The organism is Kutzneria sp. CA-103260, assembly GCF_018263855.1.
Taxonomy (GTDB): Bacteria; Actinomycetota; Actinomycetes; order Mycobacteriales; family Pseudonocardiaceae; genus Kutzneria.
In genome coordinates this window covers 8,626,811-8,644,649 of record NZ_CP073318.1, presented here as the reverse complement: position 1 = coordinate 8,644,649, position 17,839 = coordinate 8,626,811, and the positions used below count along the sequence as shown (strand labels likewise).

The window sequence follows — 17,839 nt, the reverse complement described above, 5'->3', positions numbered from 1 at the left end:
CCTGCCGTGGACCTGCCAACCCTGTGGTTCTGGGTGATCGCCGCGCTTTGGACGGGCTACTTCTTCCTGGAGGGCTTCGACTTCGGCGTCGGCATGCTGACCCGGCTGCTGGCCAGGGACAACACCGAACGCCGGGTGCTGGTGAACACCATCGGCCCGGTCTGGGACGGCAACGAGGTGTGGGTGATCGTGGCCATCGGCGCCACCTTCGCCGCCTTCCCGCCCTGGTACGCCACCATGCTCTCGGCCGAGTACCTGCCGGTGCTGCTCATCCTGCTGGCGCTGATCGGGCGCGGCGTCGCCTTCGAGTACCGCGGCAAGGTGGACAGCGACCGCTGGCGGCGCGGCTGGGACCTGGTGATCCTGCTGGGCTCGTGGATCCCGCCGCTGGGCTGGGGCCTGATCATCGCCGGCGTCGCCACCGGGCTGCCGATCGGCAAGGACGGCGTGCTGGTGGGCGGCATGGGCGGGCTGTTCACCTGGCCGGCGGTGCTGGGCGCGCTGGCGCTGGCCGGCTTCAGCCTGGTGCACGGCGCGGTGTTCGTGGCCCTCAAGACCGACGGCGACATCCGGGCCCGGGCCCGTGCGCTGGCGTTGCGCTTCGGTCCGTTCCTCCTGCTGCCGATGGCCGCGCTGATGGTGCTGGTGCAGGTGCGCCAGGGCGGGCTGGTCACGATGGTGATCGCCGCGGTCGGGCTACTGGCCGGGGCGGGGGCGTTCGTGCGGCTGGCCGCCGGTCGGGAGGGCCAGGCCTTCGCGCTGCTGGGCGTGCTCATCGCCGGCGCGACGCTGTCGCTGTTCGGCTCCGACTTCCCGAACATCATCGCGTCCACAGTGGACCCGAGCTTCTCGCTCACCGTGACCAACGCGTCGTCCAGCCCTTACACGCTGGGCGTGATCAGCTGGGTGGCGGCCTTCGGCGCGCCGGCCATCCTGGTCTACCAGGGCTGGACGTACTGGGTGTTCCGGCGGCGGATCAGCGCCGCCCACATTCCCCCGGTGCACGTGCCGTGAGCCGCCGCGGACCGCTGGGGGACTTGCCGGCGCTGTCGCCGAGCACGCGCCGCGCGCTGGTGGTGTGCGGCCTGATCTCGGTGCTCAACGCCGTGGCCATCGTGGCCCAGGCGTGGGCGCTGTCGGCGGTGCTGGCGTCCGTGGTCACCGGGCACGGCGACCGTCCGTTCGCGCTGCTGGCCGGGGCCGTGGTGGCCCGGTCGGTGCTGGTGTGGGCGTTGGACACGATGTCCGCGCGGGCCGCCGCCGGGGCCAAGGAGGAGCTGCGGGCGCGGGCGCTGGACCGGGCCCTCGCCCACGGTCCGGAGTGGATCGCCACGCATGGCCCGGCCGAGCTGACTGTGTTGGCCACCAAGGGTTTGGACGCCCTGGACGCGTACTTCACCCGCTACCTGCCGGCGCTGGTCACCGCGGCTGTGGCGCCGCTGTTGGTGGGGGTGGCGATCCTGGTCGCCGACGTGCAGTCGGCGGTGCTGATCGCCATCACCGTGCCGCTGATCCCGCTGTTCGCGATCCTCATCGGCCGGTACACCGAGCAGCGCACCGCCAAGTCGGCCGACGCCACCGCGCGGCTGTCCGGGCACCTGCTGGAGTTGGTGCGGGCGTTGCCGGTGCTGACGGCGTTCGGTCGGGCGCAGGCCCAGACCGCGGCGGTGCGGCGGGTCGGGGACCAGCACCGCAAGGCCACCGGGGCCACGCTGCGGGTGGCGTTCCTGTCCGCGTTCGCGCTGGAGACCATTGCCACGCTGTCGGTCGCGCTGGTCGCCGTGGACATCGGCCTGCGGCTGGTCGGCGGCACCCTCGGGCTGGCCACCGGGCTGCTGGTGCTGATCCTGACGCCCGAGTGCTACCTGCCGCTGCGCGCCGCCGGGGCGGCCTTCCACGCCAGCGAGGACGGACTGGAGGCGGTGCGCCGGGTCGCCGAGATCGGCCAGGCCGAGCCCGGCGGTGTGGCCGTCGCCGACGGCGAGATCAAGGTGGACCGTCTCTCCGTGGACCGGCGGGGCGCGCTCGCGCCCGACGGAGCTTCGTTCACCGTCCGGCCCGGACACATCACCCGGCTGGATTCGCCCAGCGGGGCGGGAAAGTCGACCACGCTGGCCGTGCTGCTCGGCTTCGTGCGGCCGACCCGAGGCCGGGTCACGGTGGGCGGTGTCGATCTGTCTACTGTGGATTTGTCGACTTGGCGACGGCAGGTGGCGTGGGTGCCGCAGCGGCCGGCGTTCAGCGCCGAGATCGTGATAGACGAGCTGGCCCTGGTCGGTGGCGACCTGGCCGGCGTGGCCGCGAAGGTGGGCGCGGCGCACCTGCTGGAGCGGCCCATCGTGGAGCTGTCCACGGGGGAGCGGCAGCGGGTGGCCATCGCCCGTGCGCTGCTTCGGGTCGAGCAGGGGGCGCGCTGGCTGCTGCTGGACGAGCCGACCGCGCACCTCGATCCGGCCACTGCCGGCCTGGTCATGGCGGCCGTCGCTGAGGCCGCCGACCGCGGTGTCGGCGTGTTACTGGCCACCCACCGCGTCGCCGCGCCCGAGGACGCCGCCGTGGTCGCCAGCGTTGCATCTGCCGCGGTGAAGGCGGACTTGGTGGCGCCCAAGGCCCGCGTCACCGAGTTGCTGAACCGCCGGTCCTTGCTGGGCGTTCTGCTCGGCGTGCTGGCCGTGGGCAGTGGCATCGCGCTGACCGCCACCGCCGCCTGGTTGATCGCCCGCGCGTCCCAGCAGCCGCCGGAGGCCGCGCTCGCGGTCGCCGTGGTCGCGGTGCGGGCGTTCGGCCTAGGCAAGGGCGCGCTGCGCTACGTGGAACGCCTGGTCACGCACGACGCCGCGTTCCGGCTGGGCGGCAGTCTGCGGGCTCGGCTGTGGGAGGCCCTGGTCCGCATCGGCCCGGCCCGCACCACCACGCTGCGCCGCACCGACGGCGTGCAGCGGCTGGTCGACGACACCGACGCGGTCCGCGACCTGGTGCCCCGCGTGCTGGTGCCGCCGCTGGTCGGCCTGCTCATCGCCATCGGCGCCGTCGCCCTGGAGACGGCCGTGCTGCCCGCCGCCGGCGCGGTGCTGGCGGTCGCGCTGCTGGTCGCCGGCGTCGGCGGACCAGCGGCGGCGCTGCTGGTGGAGCGGCGCGCGACCGCGGCCCTGGCTGCCGGTCGGCGGGACGTCGCGGCGAAGGTGCTTACCCTGTTCGACGCCGCCCCCGACCTGATCGCCTTCGGCGCGGTGCGCCGCCGCCGGGCCGAACTCGCCGCCGCCGACGCCGACCTGGCCGCCACCGCCCGCCGGCAGGCCCTCGGCGCCGGGGCCGCAAACGCTGTCGTCACCGCCTCGATCGGCGTGGCGACCCTCATCTGCTCCTGGCTGGCCGCCTCGGCCGCCGGGCTCGACCCGGTGCTGGTGCCGTTGTTGGCACTGGTGCCGTTGGCCACGACCGAAGCGGTCGCGGCCATTCCCCCGGCAGCTCAGCAGTGGGGTGCCCTGAGGTCCGCCCATCAGCGGGTCACTGAGCTGACCGGGACTTGCGGGGAGGAGGGCTCGACTCGTCGGGAGAGCCCTTCTCCCCGCGACACGAACATGGCGATGGAACGGGAAGTCCGGCTTTCCGGCGTGGATGTGCGTTGGCCTGGGGCCGAACGACCCGCTCTGCGCGGCGTCGACCTTGACCTGCCGGCCGGTAGCCAGGTGGCGGTGATCGGGCCGTCGGGGGCCGGCAAGTCCACGCTCATGGCGCTGCTGCTGGGATTCCTCGACCCTGAGCGGGGCGCGGCCGTGGTGCCGGGCGTGGTGTCGTGGTGCCCGCAGGAGCCGATGCTGGTGTCCACGACGGTGCGCGAGAACCTGCGGCTGGGCGATCCCGACGCCTCGGACGAGCGGCTGCGCGAGGCGTTGCGGGACGCCCAGTTGGAGGCGTGGACCGAGCGGCTGGACGTGGTGGTCGGAACTGGCGGCGCGGCGGTGTCCGGTGGCGAGGCGCAGCGGCTGGCGATGGCCCGGGCGCTGTTGCGGGCCGACCAGGCCGGCCTGGTGCTGCTCGACGAGCCGACGGCGCACCTGGACGAGCCGACGGCGCGGGCGCTGCTGGCGCGGCTGCGCACCCGGCTGGCCGGCCGCACGGTCTTGCACGTCACCCATCGGCTCGACGAGGCGGCTGACGCCGACCTGGTGATCGAGGTGAACGACGGCACGATCCGGCCGCGCCTGAGAGAGGCGGTCTAGGCTCGGATGCGAATCATGGATCCCGCACTCGCCAGCCGCACCCTCCAGGTCGCCACCGAGATCACCAACGCCGCACTGTCCGGGGAGGACCCCGACGCCGTGCTGCCGTTGGTGGTTCGCGGTGCCGCCGACCTCGCCGGCGCGCACCTGTGCCTGGTCGGCGTGCGCGGCGAGGACGACAAGCTGACCGTGGAGGCGGCCTACGGGGGCGTGGACCCGGTCGGCACGGTGCTGTCCTCCCGCTCGGTCGCGGCCCGGGTGGCTCGCGGCGGAGAGCCGGTGATGGTCAGCGACTTCACCTCCGACCCGAGCACCGCCCCGTTCGTGCCGCCCATCCTGCGGCTGTACGGGCCGTTCGCGGTGGTCCCGTTCGGCACCAGCGAGCGCCGGCTCGGCGCGCTGGCGGTGTACCGGCGGCGCGGCCACGAGCCGTTCGGGCCGGCCACCGTGGACGTGCTCAACTCGTTCGCCGCCCAGGCCGGGCTGGCCCTGGTGCTGGCCGAGGGCTCGACCGCCCGCGAGGCGGTCGCCGTCTACCAGGAGCGCGAACGCATCGCCCGCGACCTGCACGACGTGATCATCCAGCGGCTCTACGGCGCCGGCGTGCAGCTGGACCTGCTGAGCCGGCAGTTGGGCAACAAGCTCTCCCCGACCGAGGGCAAGCGCCTGGCGGACGCCGTCGACCAGCTCGACCAAACCATCGCTGAGGTGCGGGCCACCGTCCGGTCGCTGCGTAACACCGACCCGCTCTACCCCTCGCCGGCGCTGCTGGAGACCGCCCGGGCCGAGGTCAACACCGCCGGCGAGCTACTCGGCTTTGCCCCCGAGTTCGAGGTCCACGGCGACTTCACCGACGTGCCGCCGGCCGTCGCCGACCACGCCCGCGCCGCGCTGCGGGAGGCCCTGTCCAACGTCGTGCGCCACTCCGGGGCCAGTGCCGTCACGGTGTCGCTGTGCCGGGACGACCACGGCCTGCGGCTCAAGGTCGTCGACAACGGCTGCGGCATCCCACCCGGCGTCGCCCGGCGCGGCCTGTTGCACCTGGAGGAGCGGGCCGAGGCCGCCGGCGGGACCTGCGTGGTGGAGTCGAGCGCCCGGACCGGCACCTCGGTGCGCTGGACGGTGTCTATCTAAGGGGCCCGCTCTGGGGATCAGTCCCGCGGCGACCGCTTGGCCACCCAGGCGGCGGCCTGGGTGCGGCGCTCCATGCCCAGTTTGGCCAGCACCGCCGTCACGTAGTTCTTGACGGTCTTCTCGGCCAGGAACAGGCGTTCGGCGATCTGGCGGTTGGTCAGGCCGTCGCCGATCAGGGTGAGCACCTTGCGCTCCTGCTCGGTCAGCGCGGCCAACTCGTCGGTGGGCTCGGGGCGGCGCATGCGCTCCAGCACGTGGGCGGTGGTCACCGGGTCGAGCAGGGAGCGGCCGGCGGCGACCTCACGGACGGCCTGCACCAGGTCCTGGCCGCGGACCTGCTTGAGTAGGTAGCCGGACGCGCCGGCCAGGATGGCGTTGACCAGCGCCTCCTCGTCGTCGAAGGCGGTCAGCACCAGGCAGCGGGGGCCGTCGCCGAGGGCGCGCAGGTCCCGGCACAGGGTGACGCCGTCGCCGTCGGGCAGCCGCATGTCGACGACCGCCACGTCCGGTCGGCGGGCCTGGGCCAGCACGAGGGCCTCGCCTACGCCACCGGCCTCGGCGACCACGGTGATGTCGTCCTCGCTGTCGAGCAGGTCCCGCAGCCCGCGCCGAACGATCTCGTGGTCGTCGACGAGCAACACGTTGACCGTCACCCACTCAAGGTAGCCCGAAGGCCGATTCCGTGTGCCACCGTGGACGGGTGGCCGACAACACGCTGCGGATCAAGCCCGTCGTGAACGCGGATCGGCCGGCCCTGGGCCGGTTCATCGCGAGCCGCTGGGGCTTGACGGTGATCGTGCACGGCACCGTGTTCCGGCCCGCTGAACTGCCGGGCTTAGTCGCGGTCCGGGACGGCCGGCTGGCCGGCCTGCTCACCTACGACATCGACGGCGACAGCCTGGAGATCGTCACGCTCGACGCCGTGACCCCCAACGGCGGGGTCGGCTCGGCGCTGGTCACGGCGATCGCCGACGAGGCCAGACGGCGCCAGGTCCGCCGGCTGATCGTCATCACCACCAACGACAACCTGGACGCCCTGCGCTTCTACCAGCGCCGCGAGTTCCGGCTGGCCGCCGTGCGGCCGGGCGCGGTCGAGGAGTCGCGGCGGCTCAAGCCGCAGATCAACGAGATCGGCTGCTACGACATCCCGATCCGGGACGAGATCGAGCTGGTCCGCGACCTCGCGTACGGCGGCTAGCTGCCGGTTGTCAGCTCGCTGAAGACCTCGTCCCACGCCGCCGCCACCTGCCGCGCGCAGGTCCGTGGCTCCACCTCGCCGACGCCGGTGCCCAGACCCGGCATGGCGATCGTGCGGACCGCGTCGCGCACCGGCACCCCGTTCTCCAGCCGGCCGTGCAGCCACAGCCGGAACACCGCGCGGGCGGCCAGGTAGGGGTGCACCGTGTCGGCGGGCAGCTGCTCGCCGGCCTCACGCATGGTGGGTGCGCTGATCATCCATTCGGGCGCTGCCTCACCCGTTGGCACGATGAGGGCCTCACCCACCGGGAGCTCCCCGCCGTGGTAGGCCAGCACGCCGCTGCGCACGTTCTGCTCCACCTCGGGAAAGGCCCGCGAGTAGAGCGCGTCGATGCCGCCGCGCATCCAGCCGAACGAGTTGGCCGGGCTGACCACGGCCTGCGCCTCGATGTCCAGCACCGAACCGGGATGCACACGGATGCCGGGACGGTTGTCGGCGACGGTCAGCCACGCCTGCGCCAGTGGCGCCTCGACGGCGCAGAGCACGAGTTCGAGCGGCGGAGTGGCCAGGTCGCCCTCCGGGTCGGCGGTCACCGCCCAAGCATTGCAGGCGACCGACACGCCGCGTAACTGGGGAGGCCACCGTCCGAGTGGGTGATATATGCCTCAACGCCGACGGCGCGCGGCCTCGTCGTAGGGTGTGGTGGTGTCGCGCATCGGCTATTTCGGACCACAGGGAACCTTCACCGAGCAGGCCGTGCGCCAGCTGGCCGATCCCGAACGCAACGAGCTGGTGCCGTTTGACTCCATCCCCGCCGTCCTGGCCGCCGTGCGCTCGGGTGACGTGGCCCGGGGCTGCGTGCCGGTGGAGAACTCGGTCGAGGGCGCGGTGCCCGCCACGATGGACGCACTGGCCCTGGGCGGCCCGGTTGTCGCCGTCGCCGAGCACGTGCTGCCGGTGCAGTTCACCCTGCTGGCCAAGCCCGGGATCGGACTGGCCGACATCAAGACCGTGGCCAGCCACCCGCACGGGCTGGCCCAGGTGCGGGAGTGGCTGGAGAACAACCTGCCCAAGGCCACCGCGATCGCCACCAACTCCACCGCCGGCGCCGCCCGAGACGTGCTGGACGGGACCTTCGACGCCGCCATCAGCGCGCCGGTGGCCGCCCTGCACTACCCGCTGGCCGAGCTGGCCACCGGCCTCGCCGACGTGAAGGACGCCAAGACCCGGTTCCTGCTGCTGGCCAAGCCCGGCATCCTGCCCGCGCCCACCGGCGCCGACCGGACCTCGCTGATCGCCGTCACCGCCAACGAGGTCGGCGCGCTGTCCAACGTGCTGCACGAGCTGGCGCTGCGCGACATCAACCTGACCCGGCTGGAGGCGCGGCCGACCCGGGAGCAGTTCGGGACTTACCGGTTCTACCTGGACGTCGAGGGCCACGTGGCCGAGCAGCGCATCGGGGACGCCCTGGCCGCGCTGCACCGGCGCTGCATGGAGGTGCGCTTCCTCGGCTCATATCCGCGGACCGAGCAGCAGCCGGACGTCGTGCGCGCCCCGTCCACCGACGCCGACTTCGAGTCCGCCTCGACCTGGCTCGGCGCCGTCCGGCGCGGGGAGATCGCATGAGCACCCTGCGGCTGGTGCTCGTCCGCCACGGCCAGACCCCCTCCAACGTCATCGGCTCCCTCGACACCTGTCCGCCCGGGCCGCCGCTCACCGAGCTCGGCCGCTCCCAGGCCGCTGCCGCCGCCGAGGCGTTGGCCGCCCTGCCGGTCTCCGCCGTCTACGCCTCAGTGGCCGTGCGGGCCCAGGAGACCGCCGCCCCCATCGCCGCCGCCCACGGCCTGCCGATCCAGGTCGTCGAGGGCATTCACGAGGCCTTCGTCGGCGACCTGGAGTGCCGCAACGACCCCGAGTCGCTGAACGCGTTCTTCGCCGTCTTCCACCGGTGGACCAGGTCCCTGGACCTGGACGTCCCCATGCCCGGCGGCGAGTCGGCCCAGCAGGTCCTCGACCGCTTCCTGCCCGTCGTCGCCGCCATCCGGGCCGAGCACAGCGACGGCGTTGTCGTCCTGGTCAGCCACGGCGCCGCCATCCGCATCGCCTCGTTCGCCCTCTCCCCGAACGTCGACGCCGAGCTGGCCGACCAGCACCTGCTCGACAACTGCAGCCGGGTCGTGCTGGAGGTCGACGGCGCGTCCCCCACCGGCTGGCGCTGCCTGGAATGGGCCGGCGTGCCGGTCACCTGACGGGCGTCAGCCCCAGCCCAGATCGTGCAGGGTGTGGTCGTCGATGCCGAAGTGGTGGGCGATCTCGTGCACCACGGTGATGGCCACCTCGTCGATGACGTCGTCCTCGGACTCGCAGATGTCGAGGATGGCCCGGCGGTAGATGAAGATGCGGTCGGGCAGGGCGAAGCCGTAGTGGCTGGTCCGCTCGGTCAGGGCGATGCCGTGGTAGAGGCCGAGCAGCGACGGGTCCTCGGGATTGCGGTCCTCGACCAGGATGACGACGTTGTCCATGGCCTCGGCCAGCCGCGGCGGGATGAGGTCGAGGGCCTCACCGACCAGCTCCTCGAAGCGCTGGTCGGTCATCGTGAAGGCCATCAGCCGCCGGCCGGGGGTGTACTGGTCGAGGTGCTGCTGGGGGTGGCCCCGGCGGCCCGGCCGCGGTCCTTCACCGAGTTGGTGATGGTCTGCAGGCCGCTGCCGTCGGCCAGCTTCTGGCCGATCTTGCAGTTGACCTTGGTGGAGCCCAGGTTCCAGCTGTCCTGCTTGACGTTGTCCCAGGTCAGCCCGAGCTGGTTCTTGTTCAGGTCGAAGCCGCCGGTGTAGTCGTTGGCGGCCTGCACGCAGCGGGTGGACAGCGCCGTCTGCTGCTGGTCGTCGCTGGGGAAGCCGTCCGGGAACTGGGCCTTGAGGTCGACGATGCCGACGATCTCGTAGGAGTGCCCGGAGGTGCACGGCACGGGGTCGCTGACGTCCTTGTCCTTGATGCCCAGGCAGGTGCCGACCGGGTAGATCGCCGACTGGTCGGAGGTCTTGGCCGAGCCGGTGGTCAGCTGCAGCGCCCCGCCGTGGCCGGCGAACTGCAGGCCGCAGCGGATGGTGCGGGCCCCGCCGGACCACTGCTGGGCGGTGGGGTTGAGGGCGTTGACCGAGTACTTGCCGTTGGGGTCGAGCTTGCCGGACATGTACTTGCTCGCCACCGGCGCGCAGTTGTCCTGGGCGATCTTCTGCCACAGGGTGCCGTCCGGGAACGGGGCGCCGGCCGGGTACTTGGACGTCAGGTCGACGGTGCCGGCGATCTCGAACAGGTGCTTGGCCGAGCAGTCCACCTTGCTGATGTCGGTGGTGCCGGCCGGCCACACCAGGCAGCTGCCGTCGGGGGCGTCGAACGCCGCGTTGGGGTCGTTGGCCGCGCTCGCGGGCCCGCCGTTGACCGGCCACGAGAACAGCGTGCTCGAGGTCAGCACGACCAGGGCGCCGACGAAGGCGCCCACCATCAGCAGCCGGGTCTGGCCGGTCCGCCGTTTCGGATGAAACCACTCAGCGATTTCAGGCATCACATCCATGATGCCCGTGCGGACCGGCGGGCCGGGAGTAGGTACCGTGCACAGCAGGAGGGCGACCATGGCGGACGAAGAGCTCCCCGACGAGGCTGAGCAGCCCAAACCGGGGAAGATGCGGTTCCAGGACGCCTCGACCACGCCGCGTGAGCCCACGCTCGCGGAGCGCAGGGCGCGCGAGCGGGCGGCCGAGGAGGAGCGCGAGCGGGCAGCGCAGGAGGAAGTCGAGCAGGCGGCCCTCGCGCGCAAGAAGAAGATCCGCAAGCGGGTGCTGATCGGCGGCGGCGTCACGGTCGGCCTGGTCGGCATCGTGGCGGCCGGCTACGCGCTGTCCAGCCCGTCGCAGGAGGTCACGGCCCGCTGCACCGACGACAGCGGCGTGGTCGTCAACGACGACTACTGCAACACCAACTCGGCCTACTTCGCCGGCAACGGCGGCTACTACAACCCGGGCGGGTTCTTCATCTTCCCGGGCGGGCGGCAGTACCACTACTACTACGGCGGCAGTGGCAGCATCGGCCAGCACGCGGTCGGCGGCACGACCACCGCCCCCAGCGGCAACACCACGGTCAAGACCTCCAGCGGCTCGACCATCTCGCGCGGCGGCTTCGGCGTGAAGAGCGGCAGCAGCGGGTCCAGCGGGGGCAGTCACACTAGCGGGGGGAGCGGCGGCGACAGCGGGTCGTCCAGCCACGGGAGTTCGGGCACGAGCGGGGGCAGCTGAGCAGTGCGGCGGGAGACCTCACGGCCACGGCCGAACTGGCAGCAGACCGTGGCCGAGCAGGGCCTGGTGTTCGGCTCGCCCTCGGTCGGCGCGAACGGCGCGCAGCGGCCCTACTGGGACGAGTCGGCGCACTACGTCTTCGAGATGGACGAGATCCTCTCCCTGGAAGCCGACGTGGAGCTGCTGCACTCGATGTGCCTGGCGGCCGTCGACAACGTGGTGACCACTGAGCGGTACCGGGACTTCGCGCTGCCGGAGTGGATCTGGCCGGCGGTGGCCGAGTCCTGGAAGCGCCGGGACCCGCACGTCTACGGCCGCTTCGACCTGCGCTACGACGCCACCGGCCCGGCCAAGTTGCTGGAGTACAACGCCGATACGCCGACCTCGCTGGTGGAGGCGTCGATCATCCAGTGGAACTGGAAGACCGACCTGCACCCCGACGACGACCAGTGGAACTCGATCCACGAGAAGCTGGTCGAGCGCTGGGCCGAGGTCAAGGACCTGCTGCCGTCCAACGAGCTGCACTTCACCTGGTCCGGCGGCGACACCTCGGGCGAGGACCACGTCACCGTCTCGTACCTGCAGGAGACGGCCGCGGCGGCCGGCCTGGACACCGTCGGCCTGGCCATCGAGGACATCGGCTGGGACCGGCTGCTCAAGCGGTTCGTCGACCTCGAAGAGGCGCCGATGAACACGGTGGTGAAGCTCTACCCGTGGGAGTGGGTGACCGAGGAGGAGTTCGGCCGCTTCGCGGTCGAGTCGCTGCCGGGCACGCTGTGGATCGAGCCGCTGTGGAAGATGCTGCTGTCCAACAAGGCGCTGCTGGCGGTGCTGTGGGAGATGTACCCCGGCCACCCCAACCTGCTGCCGGCCTACCTGAACGACCCGGGCATGCTCACCGAGTACGTGCGCAAGCCGCTGCTGGGCCGGGAGGGCGCGAACGTGCAGATCGTGGCCCCGGGCTACGAGACGCAGACCGGCGGCGTGTACGGCCGTGAGGGCTACGTCTACCAGCTCTTCGACCCGCTGCCCGAGTTCGGCGGCTACCGGCCGGTGCTGGGGGCCTGGATCGTCAACGACACGGCCGCCGGTCTCGGGATCAGGGAAAGTGTCGGACTTGTGACCGACGACGGGGCCGCTTTCGTGCCGCACCGCATCCTCGAGTCGTGAATACTGCGCGACCATGACGATCGCATCGCTGGGCCAGGGCATCGGAGCCATCGCGCTGTACGCGGTGATCGGCCTGGTGCTGATGGTGGCCGGTTTCTACGTCATCGACTGGACCACCCCGGGCAAGCTGTCGCAGCTGGTCCGCGAGGGTCGGCCGAACGCGGCCGTCGTGACCGCGTCGGGTCTGTTCAGCATCGCCTTCATCGTGGTGGTGACCATCTGGTTCTCGCCGGCGAAGCTGTCCGACGGGCTGATCACCTCGCTGGTGTTCGGCCTGGTCGGCATCATCGCCCAGGTGCTGGTGATGCGGGTCTTCGAGTTCGTGCTGCGGCTGGACATCGGCGGCATGTTGGCCGCCGAGAAGTTCACCCCGGCCAGCCTCGTGGTGGCCGCGGCCAACGTGTCGCTCGGGCTGGTCGTCGCGGTCGCCATCAGCTGAGCGGATATCCGGAGGAGTCGACCTTCAACGACGCTGTAGATTTCTCCGGGTGATTGACCTCAGGACGCTGCGGGAGAACCCGGAAGCGGTCCGTGCGTCTCAGCGCGCACGGGGCGAGGACCCGTCGTTGGTGGACGCGCTGCTGTCCGCCGACGAGCGGCGGCGTTCCGCGGTGTCCCGGGCCGACTCCCTGCGGGGCGAGCAGAAGGCGCTGGGCAAGCAGGTCGGCCGGGCTCAGGGGGACGAGCGCACAGCGTTGCTGGCCAAGGGCAAGGAGCTGGCGGCCGAGGTGAAGGCGGCCGAGGCCGAGCAGTCCGAGGCCGACACCGCGCTGATCGACGCGCAGAAGCGGATCCAGAACATCGTCGAGCCGGGTGTGCCCGAGGGCGGCGAGGACGACTACGTGGTGCTCAAGCACGTGGGCACGCCGCGGGAGTTCGACTTCACCCCGCGCGACCACCTGGAGATCATGGAGTCGCTGGGCGCGGTCGACATGGAGCGCGGGGCCAAGGTCTCGGGCTCGCGCTTCTACTTCCTCACCGGCATCGGCGCGCAGCTGCAGATCGGCCTGCTCAGCATGGCCGTGCAGCAGGCGGTCGCGGCCGGCTTCACACCGATGATCACGCCGTCGCTGGTCCGTCCGGAGATCATGGAGGGCACCGGCTTCCTCGGCGCGCACGCCAGCGAGGTCTACCGGCTGCGCGACGACGACCTGTTCCTGGTCGGCACCTCGGAGGTGCCGCTGGCCGGGTACCACAGCGACGAGATCCTGGACCTGTCGAACGGTCCGAAGCGCTACGCCGGCTGGTCGTCCTGCTACCGCCGCGAGGCCGGCTCGTACGGCAAGGACACCCGCGGCATCATCCGTGTGCACCAGTTCGACAAGGTCGAGATGTTCTCCTACTGCCCACCGGAGCTGGCCGCCGAGGAGCACCAGCGGCTGCTGGCCTGGGAGGAGGAGATGCTGGCCAAGGTCGAGCTGCCCTACCGGGTGATCGACACCGCCAGCGGCGACCTGGGCGCGTCGGCCGCCCGCAAGTACGACTGCGAGGCCTGGGTCCCGAGCCAGCAGACCTACCGCGAGGTGACCTCGACCTCGAACTGCACCACCTTCCAGGCGCGCCGGCTGAACATCCGCCACCGGGACGCGGACGGCAAGCCGCAGACGGTGGCCACGCTCAACGGAACCCTGGCGACGACCCGCTGGATCGTCGCGATCATGGAGAACCACCAGCAGGCCGACGGCTCGGTGCGAGTGCCCGAGGCGTTGCGTCCGTACGTCGGCGGCGTCGAGGTGCTCAAGCCGTAGCCGACGGCGAAACACGTGCGGCCCGCACCCGGTCCCCGAGATCAGGTGCGGGCCGCACGTGGTTATCCGATCCCCTGCGTCGCTGTTCGCCCCGAACGACGCGCCGCGGAGGTCCCGGTGTTTCCCCTCGCCCCGGTCTGCATGAAGTACGACGCCGCCGGACGGGAGTCAGTTCCACGTGTCACCCGATCAGGTGACAAGTTTGGGCAGCACCTCGGCCGCCACCTCTTCTAACACCGCCTCGGCCCCGGCGTACACCCCGTCGTGCCGCGGCCACGGCGCCACCACGTCGGTGAAGCCGAGCTCGCCGGCCCGGCCCAGGGTGTCCTCGTAGAGGCCCCGGCTGGACAGCACGAACTCCGGGCAGGCGTCGGCCTGGAGGTATCGATCCAGCTTGCCGATCCGACGATCGGTGGCGGCGATCGCCTCGTCCATCCGGGCCGACGCCTCGGCCACGCCGGCCCACCACTGCTCCACGTCGTCCCGCTTGTCGGTGCCGGTGGTGACCCAGCCGTTGCCGAAGCGGGCGGCCAGCCGCATGGTCCGCGGGCCGTTGGCCGCGACCACGAACGGCAGCCGCGGCGACTGCACGCAGCCGGGGGCGGACCGCGCCTGCACGGCCTCGTACCACTTGCCCCGCCAGGTTGTCAGGGGCGTGGTGAGCTGCTTGTCCAACAGCTCCACGAACTCCTCGAACCGGCCGGCCCGCTGCCCGGCGGTCAGCGGCTCTGAGCCGAGGACCTCGGTGTCGTAGCCGCCCAGCCCGCCGGCGCCGACGCCGAGCGTGAAACGCCCGTCGGAGACGTCGTCCAGGGTGGTCAGCTCGCGGGCGAACGGCACCGGGTGCCGGAAGTTCGGCGAGGCGACCATCAGGCCCAGCCGGATCCGCGAGGTGACCATGGCGGCCGCGGTGAGCGTGGGTACCGCCCCGAACCACGGTCCGTCGACCAGCGACCGCCAGCCGAGGTGGTCGTAGGTCCAGGCGTGGTCGAACCCGTACTCCTCGGCCGTCCGCCACTTCGGCTCGGCCACCCACCAGCGGTGTTCGGGGAGGATCACAATGCCAACGCGCACCCTTCGGACAGTAACGGGGCGCATCGCGGGCCGCAGGCAGGGCACGATGGTGGGGTGCAGAAGCCTCGACTTGTCGCCTCCGATGTGGATGGCACCCTGCTCTCGCCGGCCGAGGACATCACGCCGCGCACGGCCGCCGTGATCGCCCGCGTGCTGGCCGACGGGGTGTCGTTCGTGCTGGTCACCGGCCGTCCGCCGCGCTGGGTGCCCCGGGTGGCCGAGCAGGCCGGCGTGACCGGGTACGCCGTCTGCGCCAACGGCGCGGTGCTCTACGACATCGGAGCCGACCGCGTGCTCGAGAAGCGCGAGATCGACGCCGTCGCGCTCCATGAATATGCACGTGCACTGCTGACGGCCATACCCGGTTGCCGGCTGGCCACCGAGCGGGTCGGCGAGACGGCCATGGACGGGGCGAACGAGCAGTTCCTGGCCGAGCCCGGCTACCTGCACCCGTGGCCCAATCCGGACTCGGCGGCCGCGCCGCGCGGCGAGGTGCTGGGCAAGTCGGCGATCAAGATGCTGGCCCGGCACCCGGACATGACCAGCGGGCAGATGGCCGAGGCGGCCACCGCGGTGCTGGGCGACGAGGTCGCGGTCACCTACTCCAGCAACAACGGGCTGATCGAGATCGCCGCCGCCGGCGTCACCAAGGGCACCGGCCTGGCCGACGTGGCCCAGCGCCTCGGCGTGGCCGCGGCGGACGTGGTGGCCTTCGGCGACATGCCCAACGACGTGCCGATGCTGTCCTGGGCCGGGCACGGGGTGGCGATGGCCAACGCCCACCCGGAGGCGATCGCCGCGGCCGACGAGGTGACCGGACCCAACTCCGAGGACGGGGTGGCCCTCGTCCTCGAACGCTGGTTCTGAGTACGGCATGATGGCGGCCATCCGACGAGGAGAGCCAACCCGATGATCGACATCATGCTGCCCTACTACGGCGACGTCGCCCTGATGCAGGCCGCCGTGAACAGCGTGCGCGCCCAGACCGACGCCGGCTGGCGGCTGACCGTCGTCGACGACACGGCCCACCCCGACGTGCCGGGCTGGTTCGAGTCGCTGGACGACGAGCGGGTGCGCTACTACCGCAACGAGCAGAACCTGGGCGTCACCGGGAACTTCACCAAGTGTCTGGACCTGGCCGAGTACGACCTGATGGTGATGCTCGGGGCCGACGACATCATGCTGCCCAACTACGTGGGCACGGTGCTGTCGGTGGCCAAGGACCACCCGGGCGTCGGCATGATCCAGCCCGGCGTCGAGGTCATCGACGAGCACGGCAAGCTGGTCAGCGGCCTGACCGACGAGGTGAAGAAGCGGCTGTACGCGCCCAGGGTGGAGGGCCGGCGGGTGATGGGCGGCGAGGAGCTCGCGGCCAGCCTGCTGCGCGGCAACTGGCTGTACTTCCCGTCGATCTGCTGGCGCACCGAGGCGATCCGGGCCGTCGGCTTCCGGCCCGAGCTGCGCACCACTCAGGACCTGGCCCTGGAGCTGGAGCTGATCGAGCGCGGCGAGCAGATGGTCATCGACGACACGGTCTGCTTCCACTACCGCCGGCACCTGGGCAGCGTCTCCTCCAAGATGGCGCTGGACGGGGACCGGTTCACCGAGGAGCGGCTGCTCTACAGCGGCGCCGCCGACCGGATGCGGGCGCGTGGCTGGAAGAAAGCCGAGCGGGCCGCCCGGGTGCACTCCGCGTCCCGGCTGCACGCGCTGACGCTGCTGCCCACCGCCGTGAAGGGCGGGCAGGGCGACGTGGCCAAGGCGCTGGCCAAGCACGCGTTCGGCAACGGCTGATGGTCGCCGTCGCGGACGTCTGCGTCATCGGCGGCGGCATCGTCGGCCTGGCCACCGCGTACGAGCTGGCGGTCAACCGGGGCCACAAGGTCGTGCTGCTGGAGAAGGAAACGACCTGGGCCGCCCACCAGACCGGGCACAACAGCGGCGTGATCCACGCTGGCCTGTACTACAAGCCGGGCAGCCTCAAGGCCCGGATGTGCGTGGACGGCAACAGGTCCATTGTGGACTTCGCTCGCGAGCACGGAATTGCCCACCAGGTCAACGGAAAGCTCGTGGTCGCGGTCAGCGGTGAGGAGATTGGGCCGCTGAACGTGTTGGCCGAGCGGGCGAAGGCCAACGGCGTGCCGGCCCGCACGATCACCGCGGCGGAGGCCCGGGAGTACGAGCCCGAGGTGCAGTGCGTGGCGGCGCTGCGGGTGGAGAGCACCGGCATCATCGACTACAAGGCGGTCTGTCAGGTCCTGGCCGACCGGCTGGTGGACAACGGCGCCGAGCTGTGGAGCGCCAGCCCGGCGCTGGCGATCAGGGAGAGCAGCTCGGCCGTCGAGGTGGCCACCGAGCGCGGCGTGGTCCGGGCCAAGGTGCTGGTCAACTGCGCCGGCCTGCACGCCGACCGGGTGGCCAAGCTGGCCGGCCGCCGGCCCAAGGCCCGCATCGTGCCGTTCCGCGGCGAGTACTACGAGCTGCGGCCGGCGGCCCGGAGTCTGGTCAACGGCCTGATCTACCCGGTGCCCGACCCGGCCTTCCCGTTCCTGGGCGTGCACCTCACGCGCATGATCGACGGCTCCGTGCACGCCGGCCCGAACGCCGTGCTGGCGCTGCGCCGCGAGGGCTACCGCTGGCGCGACATCTCGCCGGCCGACCTGGCCGACACGCTGTCCTTCCCCGGCACCTGGAAGCTGGCCCGCAAGTACGGCAAGACCGGCATCCAGGAAGTGGTGCGGTCGCTGTCCAAGCGGCGGTTCGCCGACAGCCTGGCCCGGCTGGTGCCGCGGGTGAGCGCTGAGGACCTGGTGCCGGCCGAGGCCGGTGTCCGGGCGCAGGCCATGCTGCCGGACGGGTCCCTGGTCGACGACTTCCTGTTCGAGCTGGCGCAGCGGCAGGTCCACGTGCTCAACGCGCCGTCACCGGCGGCGACGAGCTCGCTGGAGATCGGGCGGCACGTGGCCGATCGGGTGACCGAACAGCTCCGCTAGCCTGGCC

The 17,839-nt window shown here is 71.9% G+C and carries 18 protein-coding genes; 13 read left to right on the top strand and 5 right to left on the bottom strand.

All coding sequences use genetic code 11. The annotated features are described in order from the left end of the window. Window positions 1-6 precede the first annotated feature (6 nt). The 3 genes from cydB to JJ691_RS38145 are packed head-to-tail and all read left to right on the top strand — an operon-like array spanning window position 7 to window position 5,357. The gene (cydB, locus tag JJ691_RS38155) at window positions 7-1,014 is read left to right on the top strand and encodes a cytochrome d ubiquinol oxidase subunit II (RefSeq protein ID WP_211764363.1); all 1,008 of its coding nucleotides are present in this window, start codon (window positions 7-9) and stop codon (window positions 1,012-1,014) included. Beyond that, window positions 1,011-4,223: a thiol reductant ABC exporter subunit CydD gene (gene cydD / locus JJ691_RS38150; protein ID WP_249227277.1), complete on the top strand. Its 3,213-nt coding sequence runs from the start codon at window positions 1,011-1,013 to the stop codon at window positions 4,221-4,223. The genes cydB and cydD overlap by 4 nt, the downstream gene beginning before the upstream one ends. Window positions 4,224-4,238: 15 nt before the next feature. Beyond that, window positions 4,239-5,357, top strand: a complete 1,119-nt coding sequence (locus JJ691_RS38145) for a GAF domain-containing sensor histidine kinase (RefSeq protein WP_211764362.1) — start codon at window positions 4,239-4,241, stop codon at window positions 5,355-5,357. Window positions 5,358-5,374: 17 nt separating this feature from the next. Here the strand turns inward: JJ691_RS38145 and JJ691_RS38140 are convergent, their stop codons facing one another. After that, on the bottom strand, window positions 5,375-6,010 hold the full coding sequence (locus tag JJ691_RS38140; protein ID WP_211764361.1) for a response regulator: 636 nt from the start codon (window positions 6,008-6,010) through the stop codon (window positions 5,375-5,377). Window positions 6,011-6,057: 47 nt separating this feature from the next. On the opposite strand from JJ691_RS38140, the gene JJ691_RS38135 reads away from it, so the two are divergent. Further along, complete coding sequence (locus JJ691_RS38135; RefSeq protein WP_249227276.1) at window positions 6,058-6,555, top strand: GNAT family N-acetyltransferase; 498 nt, start codon at window positions 6,058-6,060, stop codon at window positions 6,553-6,555. On the opposite strand, the gene JJ691_RS38130 is transcribed toward JJ691_RS38135, so the two are convergent. Beyond that, the gene (locus tag JJ691_RS38130) at window positions 6,552-7,148 is read right to left on the bottom strand and encodes a macro domain-containing protein (RefSeq protein ID WP_211764360.1); all 597 of its coding nucleotides are present in this window, start codon (window positions 7,146-7,148) and stop codon (window positions 6,552-6,554) included. The genes JJ691_RS38135 and JJ691_RS38130 overlap by 4 nt on opposite strands. Before the next feature lie 112 nt (window positions 7,149-7,260). On the opposite strand from JJ691_RS38130, the gene pheA reads away from it, so the two are divergent. Next, window positions 7,261-8,181 carry a prephenate dehydratase gene (gene pheA, locus JJ691_RS38125; RefSeq protein ID WP_211764359.1) on the top strand — a complete coding sequence of 307 codons (921 nt, stop codon included), beginning with the start codon at window positions 7,261-7,263 and terminating at the stop codon, window positions 8,179-8,181. Then, a complete protein-coding gene (locus JJ691_RS38120) occupies window positions 8,178-8,804 on the top strand; it encodes a histidine phosphatase family protein (protein WP_306291330.1) in 627 nt (208 codons plus the stop codon). Before pheA ends, JJ691_RS38120 begins: the two co-directional genes overlap by 4 nt. A 6-nt stretch (window positions 8,805-8,810) precedes the next feature. On the opposite strand, the gene JJ691_RS38115 is transcribed toward JJ691_RS38120, so the two are convergent. Continuing rightward, entirely contained in the window at window positions 8,811-9,161 is a 351-nt protein-coding gene (locus JJ691_RS38115) for a metallopeptidase family protein (RefSeq protein ID WP_211764358.1), read from the bottom strand. Next, window positions 9,161-10,120, bottom strand: coding sequence for a septum formation family protein (locus tag JJ691_RS38110; RefSeq protein ID WP_211764357.1), 960 nt, complete (start codon window positions 10,118-10,120; stop codon window positions 9,161-9,163). Before JJ691_RS38110 ends, JJ691_RS38115 begins: the two co-directional genes overlap by 1 nt. A 67-nt stretch (window positions 10,121-10,187) precedes the next feature. Here JJ691_RS38110 and JJ691_RS38105 point away from each other — a divergent pair, with 67 nt between their 5' ends. From JJ691_RS38105 to serS, 4 genes are read left to right on the top strand one after another with little or no spacing between them, the layout of a single operon-like run. Further along, entirely contained in the window at window positions 10,188-10,847 is a 660-nt protein-coding gene (locus JJ691_RS38105; RefSeq protein ID WP_211764356.1) for a hypothetical protein, read from the top strand. Between the two features lie 3 nt (window positions 10,848-10,850). Continuing rightward, a complete protein-coding gene (locus tag JJ691_RS38100) occupies window positions 10,851-12,017 on the top strand; it encodes a glutathionylspermidine synthase family protein (RefSeq protein WP_211764355.1) in 1,167 nt (388 codons plus the stop codon). 13 nt (window positions 12,018-12,030) lie between these two features. Next, window positions 12,031-12,456, top strand: a complete 426-nt coding sequence (locus JJ691_RS38095) for a DUF350 domain-containing protein (protein ID WP_211764354.1) — start codon at window positions 12,031-12,033, stop codon at window positions 12,454-12,456. Between the two features lie 49 nt (window positions 12,457-12,505). Then, window positions 12,506-13,765: a serine--tRNA ligase gene (serS, locus tag JJ691_RS38090; protein ID WP_211764353.1), complete on the top strand. Its 1,260-nt coding sequence runs from the start codon at window positions 12,506-12,508 to the stop codon at window positions 13,763-13,765. 189 nt (window positions 13,766-13,954) lie between these two features. On the opposite strand, the gene JJ691_RS38085 is transcribed toward serS, so the two are convergent. Beyond that, complete coding sequence (locus JJ691_RS38085; protein WP_211764352.1) at window positions 13,955-14,839, bottom strand: LLM class flavin-dependent oxidoreductase; 885 nt, start codon at window positions 14,837-14,839, stop codon at window positions 13,955-13,957. A 54-nt stretch (window positions 14,840-14,893) separates the two neighbouring features. Here JJ691_RS38085 and JJ691_RS38080 point away from each other — a divergent pair, with 54 nt between their 5' ends. Genes JJ691_RS38080 through lhgO form a run of 3 tightly spaced genes read left to right on the top strand, consistent with a single transcriptional unit; the run spans window position 14,894 to window position 17,832 of the window. Then, complete coding sequence (locus JJ691_RS38080) at window positions 14,894-15,706, top strand: HAD family hydrolase (RefSeq protein ID WP_211764351.1); 813 nt, start codon at window positions 14,894-14,896, stop codon at window positions 15,704-15,706. A 42-nt stretch (window positions 15,707-15,748) separates the two neighbouring features. Next, a complete protein-coding gene (locus JJ691_RS38075) occupies window positions 15,749-16,633 on the top strand; it encodes a glycosyltransferase family 2 protein (protein ID WP_211764350.1) in 885 nt (294 codons plus the stop codon). Next, window positions 16,633-17,832: an L-2-hydroxyglutarate oxidase gene (gene lhgO / locus JJ691_RS38070; RefSeq protein WP_211764349.1), complete on the top strand. Its 1,200-nt coding sequence runs from the start codon at window positions 16,633-16,635 to the stop codon at window positions 17,830-17,832. Before JJ691_RS38075 ends, lhgO begins: the two co-directional genes overlap by 1 nt. Window positions 17,833-17,839: the final 7 nt, after the last annotated feature.